Annotated in this window: 13 protein-coding genes; 4 read left to right on the top strand and 9 right to left on the bottom strand. The window is 44.7% G+C overall.

The window, feature by feature from the left end; genetic code table 11:
- Nucleotides 1-151 precede the first annotated feature (151 nt).
- Together W03_RS08205 and W03_RS08200 are read left to right on the top strand one after the other, a co-directional pair.
- Nucleotides 152-1,120 carry a YheT family hydrolase gene (locus tag W03_RS08205; protein WP_244072505.1) on the top strand — a complete coding sequence of 323 codons (969 nt, stop codon included), beginning with the start codon at nucleotides 152-154 and terminating at the stop codon, nucleotides 1,118-1,120.
- Nucleotides 1,121-1,285: 165 nt separating this feature from the next.
- The gene (locus W03_RS08200) at nucleotides 1,286-1,690 is read left to right on the top strand and encodes a hypothetical protein (protein WP_244072504.1); all 405 of its coding nucleotides are present in this window, start codon (nucleotides 1,286-1,288) and stop codon (nucleotides 1,688-1,690) included.
- Between the two features lie 491 nt (nucleotides 1,691-2,181).
- Here W03_RS08200 and W03_RS08195 read toward each other — a convergent pair whose 3' ends face one another.
- On the bottom strand, nucleotides 2,182-3,321 hold the full coding sequence (locus W03_RS08195) for a sorbosone dehydrogenase family protein (protein WP_244072503.1): 1,140 nt from the start codon (nucleotides 3,319-3,321) through the stop codon (nucleotides 2,182-2,184).
- Nucleotides 3,322-3,577: 256 nt separating this feature from the next.
- Nucleotides 3,578-4,948, bottom strand: coding sequence for a tRNA 5-hydroxyuridine modification protein YegQ (gene yegQ / locus W03_RS08190; RefSeq protein ID WP_375792718.1), 1,371 nt, complete (start codon nucleotides 4,946-4,948; stop codon nucleotides 3,578-3,580).
- A 59-nt stretch (nucleotides 4,949-5,007) separates the two neighbouring features.
- On the opposite strand from yegQ, the gene dnaE reads away from it, so the two are divergent.
- The gene (gene dnaE / locus W03_RS08185) at nucleotides 5,008-8,514 is read left to right on the top strand and encodes a DNA polymerase III subunit alpha (protein WP_244072502.1); all 3,507 of its coding nucleotides are present in this window, start codon (nucleotides 5,008-5,010) and stop codon (nucleotides 8,512-8,514) included.
- Between the two features lie 96 nt (nucleotides 8,515-8,610).
- Here the strand turns inward: dnaE and W03_RS08180 are convergent, their stop codons facing one another.
- The 7 genes from W03_RS08180 to W03_RS08150 all read right to left on the bottom strand — a co-directional run bounded on the left by W03_RS08180 (nucleotide 8,611) and on the right by W03_RS08150 (nucleotide 14,192).
- The gene (locus W03_RS08180; protein ID WP_244072501.1) at nucleotides 8,611-8,826 is read right to left on the bottom strand and encodes a CopG family antitoxin; all 216 of its coding nucleotides are present in this window, start codon (nucleotides 8,824-8,826) and stop codon (nucleotides 8,611-8,613) included.
- Entirely contained in the window at nucleotides 8,823-9,110 is a 288-nt protein-coding gene (locus W03_RS08175; protein WP_244072500.1) for a BrnT family toxin, read from the bottom strand. Before W03_RS08175 ends, W03_RS08180 begins: the two co-directional genes overlap by 4 nt.
- Nucleotides 9,111-9,252: 142 nt before the next feature.
- Nucleotides 9,253-9,684 carry a hypothetical protein gene (locus W03_RS08170; protein WP_244072499.1) on the bottom strand — a complete coding sequence of 144 codons (432 nt, stop codon included), beginning with the start codon at nucleotides 9,682-9,684 and terminating at the stop codon, nucleotides 9,253-9,255.
- 248 nt (nucleotides 9,685-9,932) lie between these two features.
- Nucleotides 9,933-10,397: a hypothetical protein gene (locus tag W03_RS08165; protein WP_244072498.1), complete on the bottom strand. Its 465-nt coding sequence runs from the start codon at nucleotides 10,395-10,397 to the stop codon at nucleotides 9,933-9,935.
- Nucleotides 10,398-10,656: 259 nt separating this feature from the next.
- On the bottom strand, nucleotides 10,657-11,145 hold the full coding sequence (locus W03_RS08160; protein ID WP_244072497.1) for a metal-dependent hydrolase: 489 nt from the start codon (nucleotides 11,143-11,145) through the stop codon (nucleotides 10,657-10,659).
- Between the two features lie 387 nt (nucleotides 11,146-11,532).
- Complete coding sequence (locus W03_RS08155) at nucleotides 11,533-12,282, bottom strand: hypothetical protein (RefSeq protein WP_244072496.1); 750 nt, start codon at nucleotides 12,280-12,282, stop codon at nucleotides 11,533-11,535.
- A 368-nt stretch (nucleotides 12,283-12,650) separates the two neighbouring features.
- On the bottom strand, nucleotides 12,651-14,192 hold the full coding sequence (locus W03_RS08150) for an NAD(P)H-hydrate dehydratase (protein WP_244072495.1): 1,542 nt from the start codon (nucleotides 14,190-14,192) through the stop codon (nucleotides 12,651-12,653).
- A 102-nt stretch (nucleotides 14,193-14,294) separates the two neighbouring features.
- Between W03_RS08150 and purL the strand changes: the two genes are divergently transcribed.
- Nucleotides 14,295-18,302 carry a phosphoribosylformylglycinamidine synthase gene (purL, locus tag W03_RS08145; protein ID WP_244073718.1) on the top strand — a complete coding sequence of 1,336 codons (4,008 nt, stop codon included), beginning with the start codon at nucleotides 14,295-14,297 and terminating at the stop codon, nucleotides 18,300-18,302.
- Nucleotides 18,303-18,330: the final 28 nt, after the last annotated feature.

Below are 18,330 nucleotides of genomic sequence, written 5' to 3'. Positions count from 1 at the left end.
ATGACGGCCAACTTGTGGAAGTTGATCGTGAAAAGCGATTAAGTTTCGATTGATCAATATTCGTTTTCCTTTTTTCTTGCTCGTGTAAGCCATTTTCGTGCTCAGACAAATTACCCAGTTCTATCAAAAGTCGATTCTATCGTTTTGAACGATGCCAGGATTACGCGCTGTTTCTACTTATTCGTCTCCGATTTGGTTGCCTGGAGGGAATCTACAAACTATCTATCCTTACATTTTTAAGCCGGCGAGACTGTTTCAATATCGGCGGGAGCGTTGGGAGTTGGATGATGGCGATTTCGTCGATGTGGATTGGGTCGATGGTACTGCTCATTCTCCTTTGGTGGTTTTTTTTCACGGTTTGGAAGGCAATTCTTCCAGTCACTATATTATTAGTGCTATCAATACCTTGGTGAAGCATCGTTGGTCTGCTGTGGTGATTCACTTTCGTGGTTGTTCTGGAACACCTAACCGGTTAGCGCGTGCATACCATGCTGGTGATTCTGCAGAAATCGAGCAAATGCTACAACGTGTGAAGAGTCGATCTTCGCAACCGTTGTTTGTTGTGGGAGTATCATTGGGCGGCAATGCATTATTAAAATGGTTGGGGGAGCAGAACCAACAAGCAAACAACCTGGTTTCACGTGTGGCTGCCATTTCTGTTCCACTCGATTTGGCAGCGGCGGGGGCTGCATTGGATAACGGCTTTAATCAAGTATATACGAGGCATTTCCTAGCGACATTGAAACGCAAAGCTTTTTATAAGCTTCAGCAATTTCCTGGGTTATTTGATCGTCAAGCACTGAAGAAATGTAACACTATTTATGATTTTGATAACCTGGTGACGGCACCGTTACATGGTTTTCGTGATACCGATCATTATTGGCACGTTTCTGCCAGCAAGCAATGGTTAGGAAAAATAACCGTACCTACTCTGATTATCAATGCGTGCAACGATCCTTTCATGCCAGCTTCTGTCTTACCTAAACAGCAAGAAGTATCGTCCAAGGTGATGCTGGAATTTCCCAAGCAAGGCGGACACGCTGGGTTTCTACAAGGTGCATTTCCAGGCAGATTGGATTGGTTGCCGGAAAGGATATTCAATTTCTTTAATCAGAGTTGAGTTTAAACAATAATCCAGTGAGTGAAATTGCAATATCGCGGATACTCTTATCAGGTGACTATAAAAGGATTGTGAATCTTACCCGCGTAGACTATGCTTATAAATGTATGACTGCAGTAAAGCCATGGTCTTGTTTGTGATATCTATTATTAAAGGAGTATTGATATGGATAGATTTAAAAGTAAAAGCCATTTTCTGCGTATTATCGGTTGTTTGCTTCTAGGATTATTTGGCACATCATTATTGGCCAATCCGCTGCCACCTGTACCAAAACATGTTACGGATGACAAGAAAAATATCGGGCAAACCGAAAAATCTGATTCGACTTTAATCAGTCGCAACAAGAGCGGTGCAGGTGTTTCTCCATCCAATCCTGATGACGCACAGGCTAAGACAGCGGAAGATGCACCCGCAAAACCTCGTGAGGAAATACCCATGATGAGTCCGGCCAATCCATCCGCCTCAAGCATGCCCGCGCAAACTAATCGGTTGAATATAAACAGTCCGCCTCCGGCCAATAGCCAACAAAGAATGTTGAATCCAAGTAGGCCAATGGATTCGGGCTATTAAATGACAAATTATGATTATTCTTATCTGGCTAGTAGAGTTTATTTGCTATCCAGATAAGCTACTTTATGGGTTGTGATTGGTTCTTTTGAGCTGTTTCCTGGTAATGTAGTTGCGCTCAAAAACTTACATTTTTCTAATTCTTTAAAAGACACTTGAAATTCGAGTGTCGCTGTATCGGGTGGCGGTTTGTCGTGCGTAAAACACAATTGCCCAAATTATATCCGCAACCCGTTTCATTTCATGAAACTTTTGGATATTGGTTGAAATTGGGGTTTATCAACTTTGGCGGTCTCTCTAGCCAAATTGCGATCCTGCACCAGGAACTTGGTAGAAAGACGTTGGATCGTTGGCTTTAGTGCGGTTTAAAATTGGCGTTATCCCGGTGATTATTACTTGCGGTGCAATGGGAGTTGTAAGTTGTATTGAATGATGCGCATTTTATTTGAGTATTCATTGAGTTCCAGGATAACGCGTGTTTTTAAGTCGCCATGCTAATTTCCTGAACGTATCTGTATGATTCCGTTTTCTTTTCTTAGAACATACATGTTTCCGTCAGGAGATACTTGAATATCGACAATCATCCCCAGCCCGGAAGCAAAAGAAGAGGATGTTTTCGTTGCAATATCATAGCGGCGAATCCAACCACCGCAGAAATCGCCATAGAAGTAATCACCTACATAATCTCTTGGAAATCGATCATTGATTGGATTGTAAAACGCGCTGCCGACAATTGCGTAGCAAGGCGCAGTATTATTATGCTGGTATGCGAGAATGGGATTACGAAATCGTGTATCGCTACTTTTCCCTTCAACGATTGGCCAGCCGTAATTTGCGCCCTTGATGATCTGGTTGACTTCTTCCCAGGCACTTGCTCCGACATCGTTGGCATAAATGCGTCCGGAGCCGGGTTGTACATCAAAACTATAAGGATTACGTAATCCTCTTGCCCAAATGGCGCGATTGACACCAACGGTGCTTTGATAAAATGGATTGTCGCTCGGTATACTGCCATCTTTATTAATGCGCAGTATTTTACCTTTTAAGTTTGATAAAGATTGTGCATTACTGCGAACGTCTCCATCACCTACCGCAATATAGAGCTTCCCATCTGTTCCAAAACCAATTGCACCACCATTGTGTTTTGTCTGAGAGCCGGATGGTTGAATGTCGAGTAATACATCTTCACTGCCGGATAGCGCTGTGTCGCCATTGGCTTTAAAGCGGCTGACGCGATTATGGATAGTCGGATACTTGCTGGTGTAATAAACGTAGACCCATTGGTTTACCAAGAAATTTGGATCAAAAGCAATTCCTAGTAATCCGCGTTCTCCTTGGCTATCAACGCGTGTAGCGATATTTAGAAATGGTTGTACCTGCAATTGACCTCTTTCCACAATTTTGATGCGCCCGGCTTGTTCGGTAATAAAAATACGGCCATCGGGTGCAATTGCCATCCGTGTTGGATTATTGAGGTTATTGATGATATTGGTTTGCGTAAATCCAGCAGGTACCGCAGCTTGTATTTCGGTGGATAGGGATAACGCAGATAAAATTGCTATTGTGAATGTTACGAAATATTTTTGAGTCAAGAAGCAGGCGTTCTTAAATGTGAACAATTGATTTGAAGCCATAGTTGAATTCCTTTGTGATATCAGAATCATAGAATGCGAAGTCGATTCATGAGTACTGAATTTGAAGAGTAAGTGATGTTATTATTACTTTGAATATCTGCGGTTAATTTACAGATAAGACAAAATCAAATCACAAATATCCCTATTAAAGTAGCAAATTTTAGGTTGAAGTTATCGTTATAGTTTTTTACGAATGAGTTTTCGTGGGAAAATTATACAAGACATGCAATGTGAGTACAGTGTAAAGTTTTATTTTTTAGAAAAATCTAACTACAAATGCATTTTTAATATTTTTTGTAAATGGAATTTGCACCCGATGACCGCTGCCCGGTGCAACTTGTACTGATTGGCCTTTTGAATCGAGCATGTGTGATAGCTCTATGATTTCGTTTCCGCTGGGGTGAATGATTTCCAGCCGATCTCCAATTTGAAAGCGATTTTTAACCAATACTTCGGCTAATCCGCTGTCATTGTCAAACCCAGTTACATGGCCGACATATTGGCTGCGGTTGGATTCTGAATGACCGCGCAGATAATTTTGTGTTTCCTGTGTACTGTGGCGTTGGTAAAAACCACTGGTATAGCCGCGGTTTGCTAATCCTTCCAATTCACCCAGCAGTCGTGGATCGAACGGTTTTTCAGCTGCCGCATCATCAATTGCTTTACGATAGACTTGCGCGGTGCGCGCTACATAATAAAGCGATTTGGTACGGCCTTCGATTTTTAACGAATCGACGCCAATTTTCACGAGCCGTTCTACATGCTCAACCGCCCGTAAATCCTTAGAATTCATGATGTATGTGCCATGCTCATCCTCCGTAATGGGCATCAATTGTCCCGGCCGTTCGCTCTCCTCAATCAAATAAACTTTGTCAGCCAATGGATGGCGTGGAATCGAACCACAACCCTTGCCCGAGATATCTTGTTGATTTGATTGCTGCATGGCTTGTCCAAAATTGAAGTCAATCTTTTCGATAGTTTCGATGTCACCACTGGCATTTTCTTCAGCGGGCTTTACTTTGTAGTCCCAACGGCAAGAATTGGTGCAGGTTCCCTGATTCGGGTCGCGGTGATTAAAATAGCCGGAAAGTAAGCAGCGTCCAGAATAAGCGATGCATAATGCACCATGCACGAATACTTCCAATTCCATGTCGGGGCAATAATCGCGAATTTGTGCAACTTCATCCAGTGATAATTCGCGCGATAGAATCACGCGGGTCAAACCAATTTTTTGCCAGAATTTGACACCCATATAATTTACGGTATTGGCTTGTACCGACAAATGAATCGGCATGTCTGGCCACTGTTCGCGTACTAACATGATCAATCCCGGGTCTGCCATAATCAGCGCGTCTGGCTTCAGTGCCATGACGGGTGCCATATCTGCGAGATAAGTTTTAATTTTAGCGTTATGCGGCATAATATTGCTGGCAACAAAAAATTTTTTACCTAACTGGTGTGCTTCGGTAATGCCTATTTGGATTTGCTCCAAAGCAAATTCATTATTGCGTGCACGCAATGAATAACGGGGTTGTCCCGCATAGACGGCATCTGCGCCAAAGGCATACGCCATCCGCATTTTTTCCAATGATCCGGCAGGAAGTAGCAGTTCAGGTGATTTCAACATAAGGTAAAATAGTGTTCGATTGTATTCATAGTTTAATGCGCTGACTTGAATTGTACATCATGCCAACTTATCCCGCCTTTGTTCACTTACGCATGCACAGCGAATATTCCATTTTGGATAGTACTATCAGGATCCCGGAGGTTATCGCTAAAGCGGCGGCAGACCAGATGCCTGCACTCGCATTGACGGATCTGGCCAATTTATTTGCATTGGTAAAATTTTATCAAGCTGCGTACAAAAATGGAATCAAGCCGATTGTGGGTTGCGATGTATGGATCACCAATGAGATAGATCGAAATAAGCCCTATCGCTTGCTACTGCTGTGTCAATCGCGCGAAGGGTATCTATTACTCTCGCGACTGCTATCGCGTGCATATCGTGAAAACCAGTTTCATGGTCGTGCAGAAATTAAGTCTACGTGGCTTCATGCGACAGAGTGGGGTACGCAAGGCTTGATTGCACTATCCGGTGCGCGCTTGGGAGAGATTGGGATCGCGTTGACACATCAAAATTTTGAGTTCGCAAAAACACTCGCGCAACAATGGTCAATACTGTTCCCCGATCGATTTTATTTGGAAATTCAACGCGATGGTCATGCAAATACAGCAGCCTTGATCCAAAGCACTTTATTGCTAGCACAGCAATGCGATTTACCGGTGGTTGCTACACAAGCCGTGCAGTTCCTGAATCCAGAAGATTTTCGGGCACACGAAGCGCGTGTTTGCATAGCCGAGGGCTACGTTTTGGAGGACAAACGTCGCCCCAAGAGTTTTACCGAACAGCAGTATTTTAGAACGCAAACTGAAATGGTTGAGTTATTTGCTGACATTCCAAGCGCTTTGGCAAATACCATTGAGATTGCGAAACGGTGTAATTTAACTTTGGAGTTGGGCATCAATCGGTTACCGTTGTTTCCTACGCCCGATGGAGTTAGCTTGGAACAGTATTTGCGCGAACAAGCCAACGCAGGATTGCAACAACGTTTGACGCAATTGTTTCCTGAAAATGAAGTACGTCAAAGTAGGGTGGCAGTATATCAAGCGAGACTGGAATTCGAGGTCAACACGATCATTCAAATGGGATTCTCCGGTTATTTTCTGATCGTCGCTGATTTTATCAATTGGGCAAAGCAAAATAATGTTCCGGTTGGTCCTGGAAGAGGATCTGGCGCGGGTTCGTTAGTAGCTTACTCACTCGGTATTACGGACCTCGATCCATTACGATACGATTTATTATTCGAGCGTTTTCTCAATCCAGAGCGTGTATCGATGCCGGATTTTGACATCGATTTCTGCCAAGATCGACGTGAATTGGTCATTGAATACGTAAAGCAACGTTATGGCACCGGTAAAGTCTCGCAAATAGCTACTTTTGGTACGATGGCTGCAAAAGCGGTGATTCGGGACATAGGCCGGGTATTGGACTTGCCTTACAATTTCGTTGATCAATTGGCCAAACTGGTGCCCTTTGAAATCGGCATGACCTTAAAAAAGGCACGTCAATTGGAACCGCAACTCAATCAGCGTGCCGACCAGGAAGAAGATGTGCGTAACTTGCTCGAGCTCGCTGAAAGTCTTGAAGGCGTGACGCGCAATATTGGCATGCATGCTGGAGGTGTGTTGATCGCATCTAGCGATATTACCGATTTTTGCCCAATTTATTGTACTGAATCGGCTGAGTCGGCTGTTAGTCAGCTTGACAAAGACGATGTCGAAAAAATTGGCCTGGTCAAATTCGATTTTCTGGGCTTAAAAACATTGACTACACTCGACCGTGCGGTGAGTTATATCCGTGAATCTCAGAAGCAATCAGAAGTCAATGCAGTACAGCATAGCGATATTTTTTCTTTGCAAACGTTGTCGTTGGAGGATGAAAAAACCTATGCATTGATGCGCAAAGGTAATGCGGTCGGCATATTTCAGTTTGAATCGCAAGGCATGAAAGACCTGCTTCAGCGCGCCAAGCCGGATTGTTTTGAAGACATCATTGCGCTGGTGGCATTGTACCGGCCCGGTCCGATGGATTTGATTCCGGAGTTTGTTGAGCGCAAGCATGGTAAAAAACAGATTGAATACCTTGATGCCCGCCTCGTGCCGATCCTGGGTCCTACTTATGGCATCATGATTTATCAAGAGCAAGTGATGCAAATTGCCCAAGTCATTGGAGGTTACAGTCTCGGCAGCGCAGATTTGCTGCGTCGCGCGATGGGCAAGAAAAAGGTCGAAGAAATGGCGCAACAGCGTGATATTTTTGTGGCAGGCGCAGTTAATAATGGCTTGGATAAAAGCAAGGCGACCGAGCTTTTTGGATTGATGGAAAAGTTTGCGGGTTACGGTTTCAACAAATCTCACGCAGCCGCCTACGCGTTGATTGCTTTTCAGACCGCCTATCTGAAAGCGCATTATCCAGCCGAGTTCATGGCGGCGTGTTTGTCTGCTGATATGGATGATACCGATAAGGTTCATGTTTTTATTGAGGATAGCGTGGCGAACAGACTGACCATTTTGCCACCCGATATTAATGAATCGACATATCACTTTGTTCCGGTGAATGACAAAACCATTCGTTTTGGTTTGGGCGCAATCAAAGGATCGGGCGAGTCAGCGATTAATATGCTTGTTGCAGAACGTGAAAGTGGCGGTTCTTTCGATGATTTGTTCGATTTCTGTAACCGAATTGACCGGCGCATTGTCAATCGCCGCGCCATAGAATCTTTGATACGCGTCGGCGCATTTGATTTGATTGATGGCAACCGTAATAGTTTGTTGGCTTCGGTCGGAATGGCGATTGAATCAGCCGAACAAATGAATCAATCGTCCAATCAAGCTAATTTGTTTGCTGAAACCAGCGAACCGTTGCCGAAAATGCAACTTGTTCAAACGCAGGCTTGGTCAGAGCGTGAAAAGTTGCACCAAGAAAAAATCGGCTTGGGATATTACTTCAGTGGCCACCCCTATGAGACTTATGCCTCGGAACTCAAGCGTTTCGTTCGCACACGTTTGGATCAGTTAAGCCCACAGCGCGAAACACAATTGATTGCCGGCATTATCCACTCGATTCGCATTCAAATGACGCGTCGTGGCCGCATGGCTGTCATTAATTTGGATGATGGCAACGCACGGGTCGAAGTCGTCGTTTTTAATGAGCTGTTCGATGTTCATCGGGCACGGCTGAAAGAAGACCAACTCCTGATCGTCGAAGTGAAAATCAGTAACCGGAACTATAATAACGAAGGCGACGATGAACTCCGAATTACTGCTGAGCAATTATATGACCTCGCGCAAATTCGCACACGCTTTGCCAAGCAACTTAAAATTCATTGCGATGCCACTACAATTGGATCTGTCGCGAATCTTAAAAACTTACTGGCGCTATACACAGCGGATGTACCGATCGTTGAATCAAATAGTCTTCCAGCCGCTTGCCCGATTACTTTGGTTTACCGTAATGAATTTGCCATAAGCCCGATCGAGTTTGGAAAAAATTGGCAAGTGATTTTGCACAATGATTTACTGCAAGCGTTGCATACGCGTTTCAAAACGGAAAATGTCGAGATCGTTTATTGAATCTTGTTAGTAAAGTAAAACGATTTGCGTTCCATTGACTTCATTTTTGCCACGGTAGTTAGTGCAGCATCTCGCTTGGCTGTGAGGTCAGCGCGCTTATTGCCAGGTAATATCAATTTTTCTATGATTCGAAACACAGTCACGCAGATAGAGATTAATCAGGCTTTGGTATGGAATGCCCTTTTCTTCAGCCATTTCTTTGAAATAACCAATCACATCTTCGCTTAAACGCACCGTGACAGACTTTTTAAGTTTGATCGCATAAGGATTTTTGCGGGATTTCATTTTTGATAGATCGTATTCGGTTTTCATGACTTAATACCTCGATAAAATATGCTTTCGTTCTTTGTGGCTTTCCGTGCTGAAATGATTCGAATGGTATTGCTTCGGTCATGCTCGCAATGGCAGACAATCAGGAGGCGTGCTTCATGGCTAAAGCCAAGCATCAAGAATCTATCTTCCGATGTGGAGTTGTCTTCATCGAAGAATTGCACGGCGAACTCATCGTAGAAAACAGATTGTGCTTCTTCAAAGGAAACGCCGTGTTTCTTCTTGTTTGAATCCGCCTTGGTCGCATCCCATTCGAATTTAATCATAGATATACATTGTATGTGTGGACGGGGCGTTGTCAATAAGCCCTACGTATCTTTCACCGGAACGAGTGAGGTGTACGGTCTAAAGTGGCACTAAGAGACGAAGTAAAAGCATAATTTTTGCGCAGTCCCGCTTGAGCGTAAATTAGGTATATTTTGCTACCAACATTTCAGTAGCTCCTTTTTGAAACTCATACCCAACGGGAACCAATGAAATACTAATGCCAATGTCGGTTAAAGCCATTGCCACAGGTTCGAGATGCGGTGACTTATTGTTATTACCAATTGAAAGTAATGGGTATACAACTTCACTGGCTACACGACATAACTCTTTCATGGACAATAAGTGTTGCTCTTGGTTTACATGCTCACTATATAAAAATAGATAATGTGAGCACAAGGCTAAAGTATTATTTTCAAATGGCAGTGTTGGTAACGAGGCTGCAATGTATCTTCCTGATTTTCTACCTTCTTCGTAGTCGTTGAGGAACGTAATCATTGCATCCATTTTGATTTTTCCGAGTTCATCAACATTGCTGGAGACCTTTGCAAAATCCCATTTCTTGAAATTTAACATCAATAAAAACAGTAACCTGAAGATCCATCAAAGGGCTTTTGCAAAGGTCTCTCAGAATTTGGTTTCATATCTTGATGTGATTTCAACGAGAAAATTTGGATCGGCAAAGCTGCTTTGCGCGAATTCGTGGACTATGTACTCCAAGTGCTCACGATAGATGCGTTGTCTACCATCGCCTGGATATCGTTTGTTCAGGACTGTGAATATATTGGCATGTGACGACTGCTCCTTGGCGGAGGAGTGAGACGTCACTTTGCCGACGGGAACGTGACCGTAAAGTAGCAAGCAAGACCCGCTGCGACTACGAATAGGTGAGGTAAGGCAACGTGAACCCAAATTCCTACTCTGGCCAAAACCCACCAAGTCTGCGACTCCCACCATTGTTGCCACGTGGTTGAGATCTGATGAGCGAACTCTAATTCGGTTTCGCTTCGGAAGTGGCTTTCGATCTGCTTTAATCGCTCATAGTATCCAATCTGAAAGCTCTTCCAGAGCGCTTCCAGCAACCAGAACATCAACGCGCCGGCAGATGCGAATAGGAAGACCAACTGGCCTTTGCTTGCGAACGCTCCGACCAGTGAAGCCAAGCCGAACGTGACGCTCCAGGCCTTGATGATGAGGATTCGGCCATCGAAGTCTTCGATGGTTTTCTGCAGGTGGTAATACTCAGTCTGCAGTGAACCATCGATTGGCAGAGGTGTGCGTGGTGTCATGATGAAGCCAATTGATGCCTAACGTTTAGCTTGAGGAGCGCGAGAACAGGCGGCGAAGCCGAAGCCAGCTGTTGGAGCGTCCCTCCCGAAGATAGCTTTATCATGCTCTTCCTTGCTTTGCTGATTTGTGTCACGCCAGGATTTCTGTAGCGCGATGCCTTTGCAACTGCGAGGACAATTTTCTCTCGACTGTGTGGTCTATTATGGAGTTGGAGTTGTCCAGTGAAGCGCAAAGCGCTGGACGTACTTGAATGACTTGTTATGTTTTTTTGCATTTTTTCTCCACTGCCCAATAAGCCAAGCCACCTACAAAAACACCAGCAAGGCACAAAACATGCAATGTTTCAATACTGATAATGCCATATAGTGGGCTTGCTGTACTGAATGGTGACAGCGGCGTGACATCAGAATGCATGATACTGTCTATGAATATGTGGCTATATGTGCCAATGAACGCGCTGCCAAATGAAACACGCCAATCAATAGGCAGATAGCCTGGTTTACGGATTAGCCGCAAAAATAACTCGCCGATAGGCTTGCCTGCCAACCCACAAAACAAGCCTATTAATGTTGCGCCCAAAATTGTGTGTGAAAAACCATGCAACTCGCCTTTGTTCGTCAGCATGACAACCAAAGGCTGAATATCTATAGCAATCTGCGATCCGCCAAATACCACCAGAGAAAAGCTGTTTCTCGTTACTGCTTTTAAAGCTACTCCTGCTCCCATGTGTAGTGGCGTGAATGGCATGATCTCACCTTAAGGTATAACGTAATGTATAAGACATTGCCGTCCGCTAAAAAATTACTCGATCAAGTACGGAGAAAAACCGTTCCAAGCATTACAGTATAAGTATGAAAAAGACTTACACTTCAGGGATTAAACACGATATTGTACTGAATGGCAAGCATGGCTGATAGAGATGCGGTTGAAGTGGAAAGGTTTTGAGCCCTGGATAGGATAGTGTCGAACGATCGAAGCTATGGCTGCGCGGAACGCATTGATCGGATTCGAGGACTCCGTTGCAAAGAATAAGTGAATGAGTGCATGATGAATTTTTCACAGGATGTTTGCCTGTGTTGGTTTTCAAAACGATTCTATTTTTGCAACAGAGCCGAAAATGGCTTCCTTAGAAAATTAAGCGATGACTAACTCTAAAAAAGGACTGCCATCGAGAATGCCTATCGATGTAGGATTTGGATTCCAATGATTGTCGATCAAGTTAGCAGCATAGCTCACCGTGTTTTCTTGTAGAAAATCATCGGAGTAGGGTACTGCAGGACTGTCTTTCGCTGCTTCCGATAAGATTGCAAGATAGTCGTCTACATTGCCCAATGGTGGATCAGGAAGGTTGAGAAGTGCACTGAATTCTTCCTCATCCAATACATTTAAGAAATTGATCAAAGTGCCATAGAATATCGATTCCAAATTTTCGGGGGTGGATTGAATATTTCCCAAGTGTGGTACGCCTGTTTCATCGGGCGTATATATACCATCCGCTTCTTGGTAAAGATATTCTGATCGGAAAAAACTCTCATAATCTCCCGGGTCTTCCAAAGATCCCTTAACGAGGTCTCTCAGCGTGGATGTCGACAGAGCTCCTGTGTGATTGTTGAAATCCACCAATTGCTCGAGATTCCCCAGTTTGATATTCGACAGCACCTTGACTTCATCAAGCCATGTGCTATCCAGGTTAGAAGCTGCGAAATAGTTTCTGATGGTGTTGGTTGAGTAGCCTGAAATATCACTGAGATGTTGAACCGTCACGCCATTGTCGAGAGCTGCTTTAAAAATTACCGCAGGATTGTTAACGTTTGCCATCAAAAAATCTACCGCAGTTTTTTGATCTAAATTATAGGAGTTTAAAACTTCTTGCCATGTTGCCATTACTATTTCCTTTTACTTTATTGTGTTAATTATTGAATACGATTTCTAGCAAAATTCCGTGAATATCGATTCACGATAAATTACCGGGGTTTGCTGCAAGAAAATTATCGATGACAATTCAAATCTTGCATTCTCGATCACTTAAACAATGAGCAGTCCGCTGAAAAATATTTTCGAGAAAAGCAGTGCAAGAAAAATAAGCAAAAACGTAGTTTATGTATGATAAAAAAGCATTATGAGCTTGTTTTTAGCGCCGTAGCGGCATCGCAGATGATTTTTCAACGGCCTTGTTAAGGCATGACTGCATGATGAACCCTTGAAAATGATAACACCAAGTTTGCAGTAGAATGTACCTTTAATACCGTAACTTAGGAATTAAAATGTATTGTTCTTCCTAAGCCAAGCTGATGTATTTTATGATTAAGAAGTTTACGTGCACGAGTAGGTAGCTCAGATGCAGTCATGCCCACCGGACCGTGATTTTCTTGCAATAAATCATCGGCGGCGGCGCCATGCAAATAGACTCCCAGCAACAATGCGTGTCCAAGTTCCAAGCCTTGCGCAGAAAAGGCCGCAATCATGCCAGTCAACACGTCGCCTGTGCCTGCGGTACTAAGTCCGGCATTACCTGTGATGTTGATATAACGTTGACCATCGGATAAACAACAAATACTGCCAGCGCCTTTTAATACAATTTGGCAATTGAATTGTTGCGCAAGCTGTAAGGCTGCTTGCATGCGGTTGTTTTGTATTGCAACTGTGGTGCAATTAAGCAGGCGGGCTGCTTCGGCTGGGTGGGGTGTTAGCAAAGTCGGTGCTTTACGCTGATTGATTTTTCGTGCGATTTCGTGCTGCTGGGCTATGAGATTGAGTGCATCGGCATCCAATATTAACGGTACCGGCATGTCGATCGCACACGCCAGTAACTCAAGTGCAAGTTCCGAAGTACCCATGCCTGGACCGGCAATAATACAGCTAAGGGACTCAACCGCGAATAAGTCAGCAGGTGTGCGCAACATCAGTTCTGGTTGCAAAAAGTCTACAACAGGTGCTGATTGTGCAAGCATGCCAACGTATACTCGACCGGATCCTAAATGCAAAGCAGCGCGCCCGGCCAGTAATGGCGCGCCTATCATGCTATCGGATCCACCGATGATGGCAACGCTGCCGTAAGACCCCTTATGACTGTTAGCCACTCGGGGTGGTGGCAATAAAGATTGTATTAAGGATTCAGTTAGTAACCAACTATGCGGCTCGGGAAAATGATCGGGGTGAATATGCAATGTTTCCAAGATCACCCGCCCGCAACAGTCACGGCCAGAGTTCGTGAACAACCCTGGCTTTAAGCCAATAAAAGTCACTGTAATCGTGGCTTGTATCGCTATCCCGTAAATGCTGCCGTTATCGCTGCCTAATCCGGATGGAATATCCAATGACAAGACGGGGCATTTCATCTGGTTGACCGCTGCAATCCATTGTCGGTAAGTGCCTTCGATCGGGCGCGATTGGGATTGATCCAATCCGATGCCGAATAATCCGTCAATAATCACGTCATACACAGTTTCATTGGGAATTGACGTGATCGTTTTGCCTCCAGCGGTTTGCCATGCTTGCAAAGCATTTTTTGCGTCATGCGGCATGGGCTCTGTATCTGCTGTAAATACAACTGTCACTGCATGCCCCCAGTCTTTTAGATGACGCGCTACGACAAAAGCATCTCCGCCATTATTGCCGGGTCCTGCTAATACTAATATTTGAGCACTCGTTATGTTTTTTAGGAAATACTTTCGAGTGATTCGCGCTACTGCATATCCTGCGCGCATCATCAAGTCTGGTGGATGAGGTAATGCGAAAACTGTGTGTTCAATGCTACGTATTTGTTCAGTAAGATAAATGGCACTGTTTTGCATAGAGATGAATTTCGTACTTATGGTTGAATGCTGAATAGGATAAACGGTTGGAATGGCTTCTCGTGTAAAATCACTTCTTTATTACTAATCGACATTCTACTAATGCTTCAATTTCGTGGCGAGCCCGCACACTCTGATTTTCGTTTGCAGAAATTACTGCGGCAAATTACTTCATGTAATCCATCGGTAACAGCGATACACTCTGAGTATTGGTATTTTTGTAACTTGCAAAGCAAATTAACATCGAATGAAATGATCGCTTTGGGCGAGTTGTTAAATGTTAATCTTGAACAACAACATTATCAGTATCCTGGGGAATTCTTTCTCGTGTTGCCCCGTCTCGGTACCATCTCGCCATGGTCAAGTAAAGCTACGGATATCGCGCACCACTGCGGACTTAGGAAAGTTGAGCGTATCGAGCGTGGTATTGCATTTCACTTGCAAGTTACCCAAGTATTTTCTGCGCGGGATAGACATCGACTGATGCGCTTACTGCATGATCGCATGACTGAATCGGTATTTTATACATTGGCGGATGCCGAATTATTGTTTCAACAATTGACGCCGAAGCCGTTGCAGATTATTGACATTCTTTCTGGTGGCGCCAGTGCGATGTATGAAGCGGATAAAGCGTTGGGACTCGCTTTGTCGGAAGATGAAATGGATTATTTACTCGATTATTATCGGCAAATACATCGCAATCCCACCGATGTTGAGTTGATGATGTTTGCCCAAGCCAATTCCGAGCATTGTCGTCACAAGATTTTCAATGCGAATTGGGTAATTGATGGCAAGCCGCAGGATAGATCGCTTTTTAACATGATTCGTAATACACATCGGGCGCACCCGCAGGGTACTTTGGTTGCTTACGCGGATAATGCGAGTGTCATTGAGGGAGGTACGATTGCACGTTTTTATCCGGGAAATGAGCAAACATACCGGTATTCACATGAGAAAACGCACTGGTTGATGAAAGTAGAAACGCATAATCATCCAACTGCGATTTCGCCTTTTCCGGGTGCGGCAACCGGTGTGGGAGGTGAAATACGCGATGAGGGTGCAACCGGACGAGGCGCCAAACCGAAAGCTGGCTTGAGCGGATTTTCCGTATCCAATTTGAATATTCCGGATGGTTTGCAACCGTGGGAATATGATTCCTTGTCAAAAGACAATCATGCAATCTACGGTAAACCAAACCGCATTAGCTCGGCATTGCAAATCATGCTGGAAGGTCCGATCGGTAGCGCGGCATTTAATAATGAATTTGGCCGACCGAATCTGGCAGGTTATTTTCGTACTTTTGAGGAGCGTGTTGCCGGAAAAATGCGGGGTTATCATAAACCTATCATGTTGGCTGGTGGAATTGGGCAAATTTCCGATCACCATGTGCATAAAGAAAAATTTGCAGCAGGCACGTTGTTGGTTCAACTAGGCGGTCCTGGCATGTTGATAGGATTGGGAGGCGGTGCGGCTTCTAGCATGGATACGGGCAGTAATACCGAAACGTTGGATTTTGATTCAGTGCAGCGTGGTAATCCGGAAATGCAGAGACGTGCTCAAGAGGTGATCGATCGTTGCTGGCAGTTAGAAAGCGCCGATCAGAAGAATCCTATTTTATTTATTCACGATGTGGGAGCAGGAGGGCTTTCCAATGCCTTTCCTGAATTGGTACATGATTCCGGTCGAGGAGGGCGTTTTGATTTGCGAAAAGTGCCATCTGAGGAGACGAGCATGTCACCGATGCAGATCTGGAGTAATGAAGCCCAGGAACGTTATGTGCTGGCGATAAAACCTGAATCATTGGCTTTATTTCACGATATTTGCGAACGGGAGCGTTGCCCCTATGCAGTCATAGGTGAGGCGACCTTAGAAGAGCAGTTAGTAGTTCTTGATTCTGAATCTAAGATGGCTCCGGTCAATATGCCGCTATCCGTGTTATTGGGAAAGCCTCCTAAAATGCTGCGCGATGTGGTGCATCAAAACGAGCATTTGCCTGCGATAGATTTGTCAGATATAAGTTTGCGTGAAGCGGTTTATCGTCTATTACGGCTACCGACCGTGGGCGATAAAACCTTTCTCATTACGATTGGAGATCGTAGTGTTGGTGGTTTGACAGTGCGTGACCAAATGGTCGGACCCTGGCAGGTACCGGTAGCCGATGTGGCTGTTACCAGTCAAGGATTTCAGACGAATTTAGGAGAAGCGTTTGCGATCGGGGAACGCACACCGGTGGCCTTGATCGATACAAAAGCAGCGGCACGTATGGCAGTAGGTGAGGCAATTACGAATATTGCCGCGGCATCAATTGCGGACATTGCACAGCTCAAATTATCGGCTAATTGGATGGCGGCAGCGGGACATCCAGGTGAAGATGCCGGATTGTATGATGCGGTTTACAGTATCGGTATGGAGTTGTGTCCGCAGTTGGGGATCAGCATTCCAGTCGGTAAGGATTCCATGTCGATGAAAACTGCTTGGCAAGATATTGACCAGGAATGCGGTAAAGTGACACATAAAGAGGTTATCGCACCTTTGTCGTTGATTGTGTCGGCTTTTGCTAGCGTTACCGATGTACGTAATACACTGACACCACAATTGCGCAATGACTGTGGTGTAACCGAATTGATATTGATTGATTTGGGCGCAGGGCAAAATCGTTTGGGGGGTTCAGCATTAGCGCAAGTATTTAAACAAATCGGAAATAATGCTCCGAACATTGATGGTGAAATTGGCACACAGCGGCTTAAGGCATTTTTTGCAGCAATCCAACGCCTAAACCTTGAAAACAAAGTGCTGGCATATCATGATCGCTCCGATGGCGGATTGTTCGTAACACTTTGCGAAATGGCTTTTTCCGGACATGTTGGCATCACAATTAATCTCGATCAATTATGTTTTGATCCGCATCGCAGCGATTTGGATGGCTCTGAATTGCATCCTGAGCAATCGGGGAGGCATTTTCAGGAAAAACTGCTGGAGGTTTTATTCAATGAGGAACTGGGTGCGGTATTGCAAATTCGTACTGAGCAGCGGTCTGAAGTGATGGCTATCTTGGATGATGTTGGATTGCGCGAGAGTAGTTTTATCATTGGGCACGTGAACGCGGTCGATGAGATTCGATTGATGCGTAATAATCGGTCGTTGCTATCCGAAAAACGCTGTGATTTACACCGTATTTGGTCAGAAACAACGCATCGCATGCAGAAGCTACGCGATAACCCGGTATGTGCACAACAGGAATACGATCGTATTTTGGATGCTGCTGATTCTGGACTTCACGTTAATTTGTCATTTAATGCGGCGGATGATATTGCTGCACCGTATATTCAAACCAATGTTCGTCCACGCATGGCTGTTTTGCGCGAACAGGGCGTAAACGGCCATGTCGAAATGGCGGCTGCATTTGATCGTGCTGGGTTTGCGGCGATTGATGTGCATATGAGTGATATCTTGTCTGGGCGGATATCGCTTAAAAATTACCAAGGTATCGTGGCCTGTGGTGGGTTTTCTTACGGTGATGTATTGGGTGCAGGTGAGGGTTGGGCTAAATCCATTTTATTGGATCCGCGTGCACGTGATGAATTTGAAGCATTCTTTCAACGGCAAGATAGCTTTGCATTGGGTGTGTGTAATGGCTGTCAAATGATGAGTCATTTGCGGAAAATGATTCCCGGAGCCGAGAGCTGGCCACGCTTTAAACGTAACCTGTCAGAACAATTTGAAGCGCGCTTCGTTATGGTAGAAATTCAACCAACACCTTCCATTTTTTTCGATGGAATGGTGGGTAGCCGTATGCCGATTACTGTTGCGCATGGCGAAGGAAGGGTTGAATTTGCAGCCGATGCATCTGACAATGTGGCTAATCTTGTAACGCTGCGCTTTATTGATAATCAAGGCAGAATAACAGAGAACTACCCTTACAATCCTAATGGATCAATGCAAGGAATTACCGGTCTGACTACACCTGACGGGCGCTTCAATGTGCTGATGCCGCATCCGGAAAGAGTGTTCCGCATTTCGCAGCATTCCTGGTACCCCGACCAATCGGTTCAACAGGAAGATGGACCTTGGATGCGATTATTTCGCAATGCACGGAAGTGGATCGGCTAGTTTCAAAAATACTTACTTGCAACAGGAT

This window comes from Nitrosomonas sp. PY1, assembly GCF_022836435.1.
GTDB lineage: Bacteria > Pseudomonadota > Gammaproteobacteria > Burkholderiales > Nitrosomonadaceae > Nitrosomonas.
The sequence above is the reverse complement of the archived record's forward strand: the minus strand, read 5'-3'. Positions and strand labels throughout refer to the sequence as shown.

Bases quoted from the DNA above. Each gene is read 5' to 3' on its own strand.
- W03_RS08175 (WP_244072500.1), bottom strand. From the start codon at position 9,110: ATGATTAAATTCGAATGGGATGCGACCAAGGCGGATTCAAACAAGAAG.
- W03_RS08155 (WP_244072496.1), bottom strand. From the start codon at position 12,282: ATGGCAACATGGCAAGAAGTTTTAAACTCCTATAATTTAGATCAAAAA.
- W03_RS08170 (WP_244072499.1), bottom strand. From the start codon at position 9,684: ATGTTAAATTTCAAGAAATGGGATTTTGCAAAGGTCTCCAGCAATGTT.
- W03_RS08195 (WP_244072503.1), bottom strand. From the start codon at position 3,321: ATGGCTTCAAATCAATTGTTCACATTTAAGAACGCCTGCTTCTTGACT.
- W03_RS08160 (WP_244072497.1), bottom strand. From the start codon at position 11,145: ATGCCATTCACGCCACTACACATGGGAGCAGGAGTAGCTTTAAAAGCA.
- yegQ (WP_375792718.1), bottom strand. From the start codon at position 4,948: ATGTTGAAATCACCTGAACTGCTACTTCCTGCCGGATCATTGGAAAAA.
- W03_RS08165 (WP_244072498.1), bottom strand. From the start codon at position 10,397: ATGACACCACGCACACCTCTGCCAATCGATGGTTCACTGCAGACTGAG.
- dnaE (WP_244072502.1), top strand. From the start codon at position 5,008: ATGCCAACTTATCCCGCCTTTGTTCACTTACGCATGCACAGCGAATAT.
- W03_RS08180 (WP_244072501.1), bottom strand. From the start codon at position 8,826: ATGAAAACCGAATACGATCTATCAAAAATGAAATCCCGCAAAAATCCT.
- W03_RS08205 (WP_244072505.1), top strand. From the start codon at position 152: ATGCCAGGATTACGCGCTGTTTCTACTTATTCGTCTCCGATTTGGTTG.
- purL (WP_244073718.1), top strand. From the start codon at position 14,295: ATGCTTCAATTTCGTGGCGAGCCCGCACACTCTGATTTTCGTTTGCAG.
- W03_RS08200 (WP_244072504.1), top strand. From the start codon at position 1,286: ATGGATAGATTTAAAAGTAAAAGCCATTTTCTGCGTATTATCGGTTGT.
- W03_RS08150 (WP_244072495.1), bottom strand. From the start codon at position 14,192: ATGCAAAACAGTGCCATTTATCTTACTGAACAAATACGTAGCATTGAA.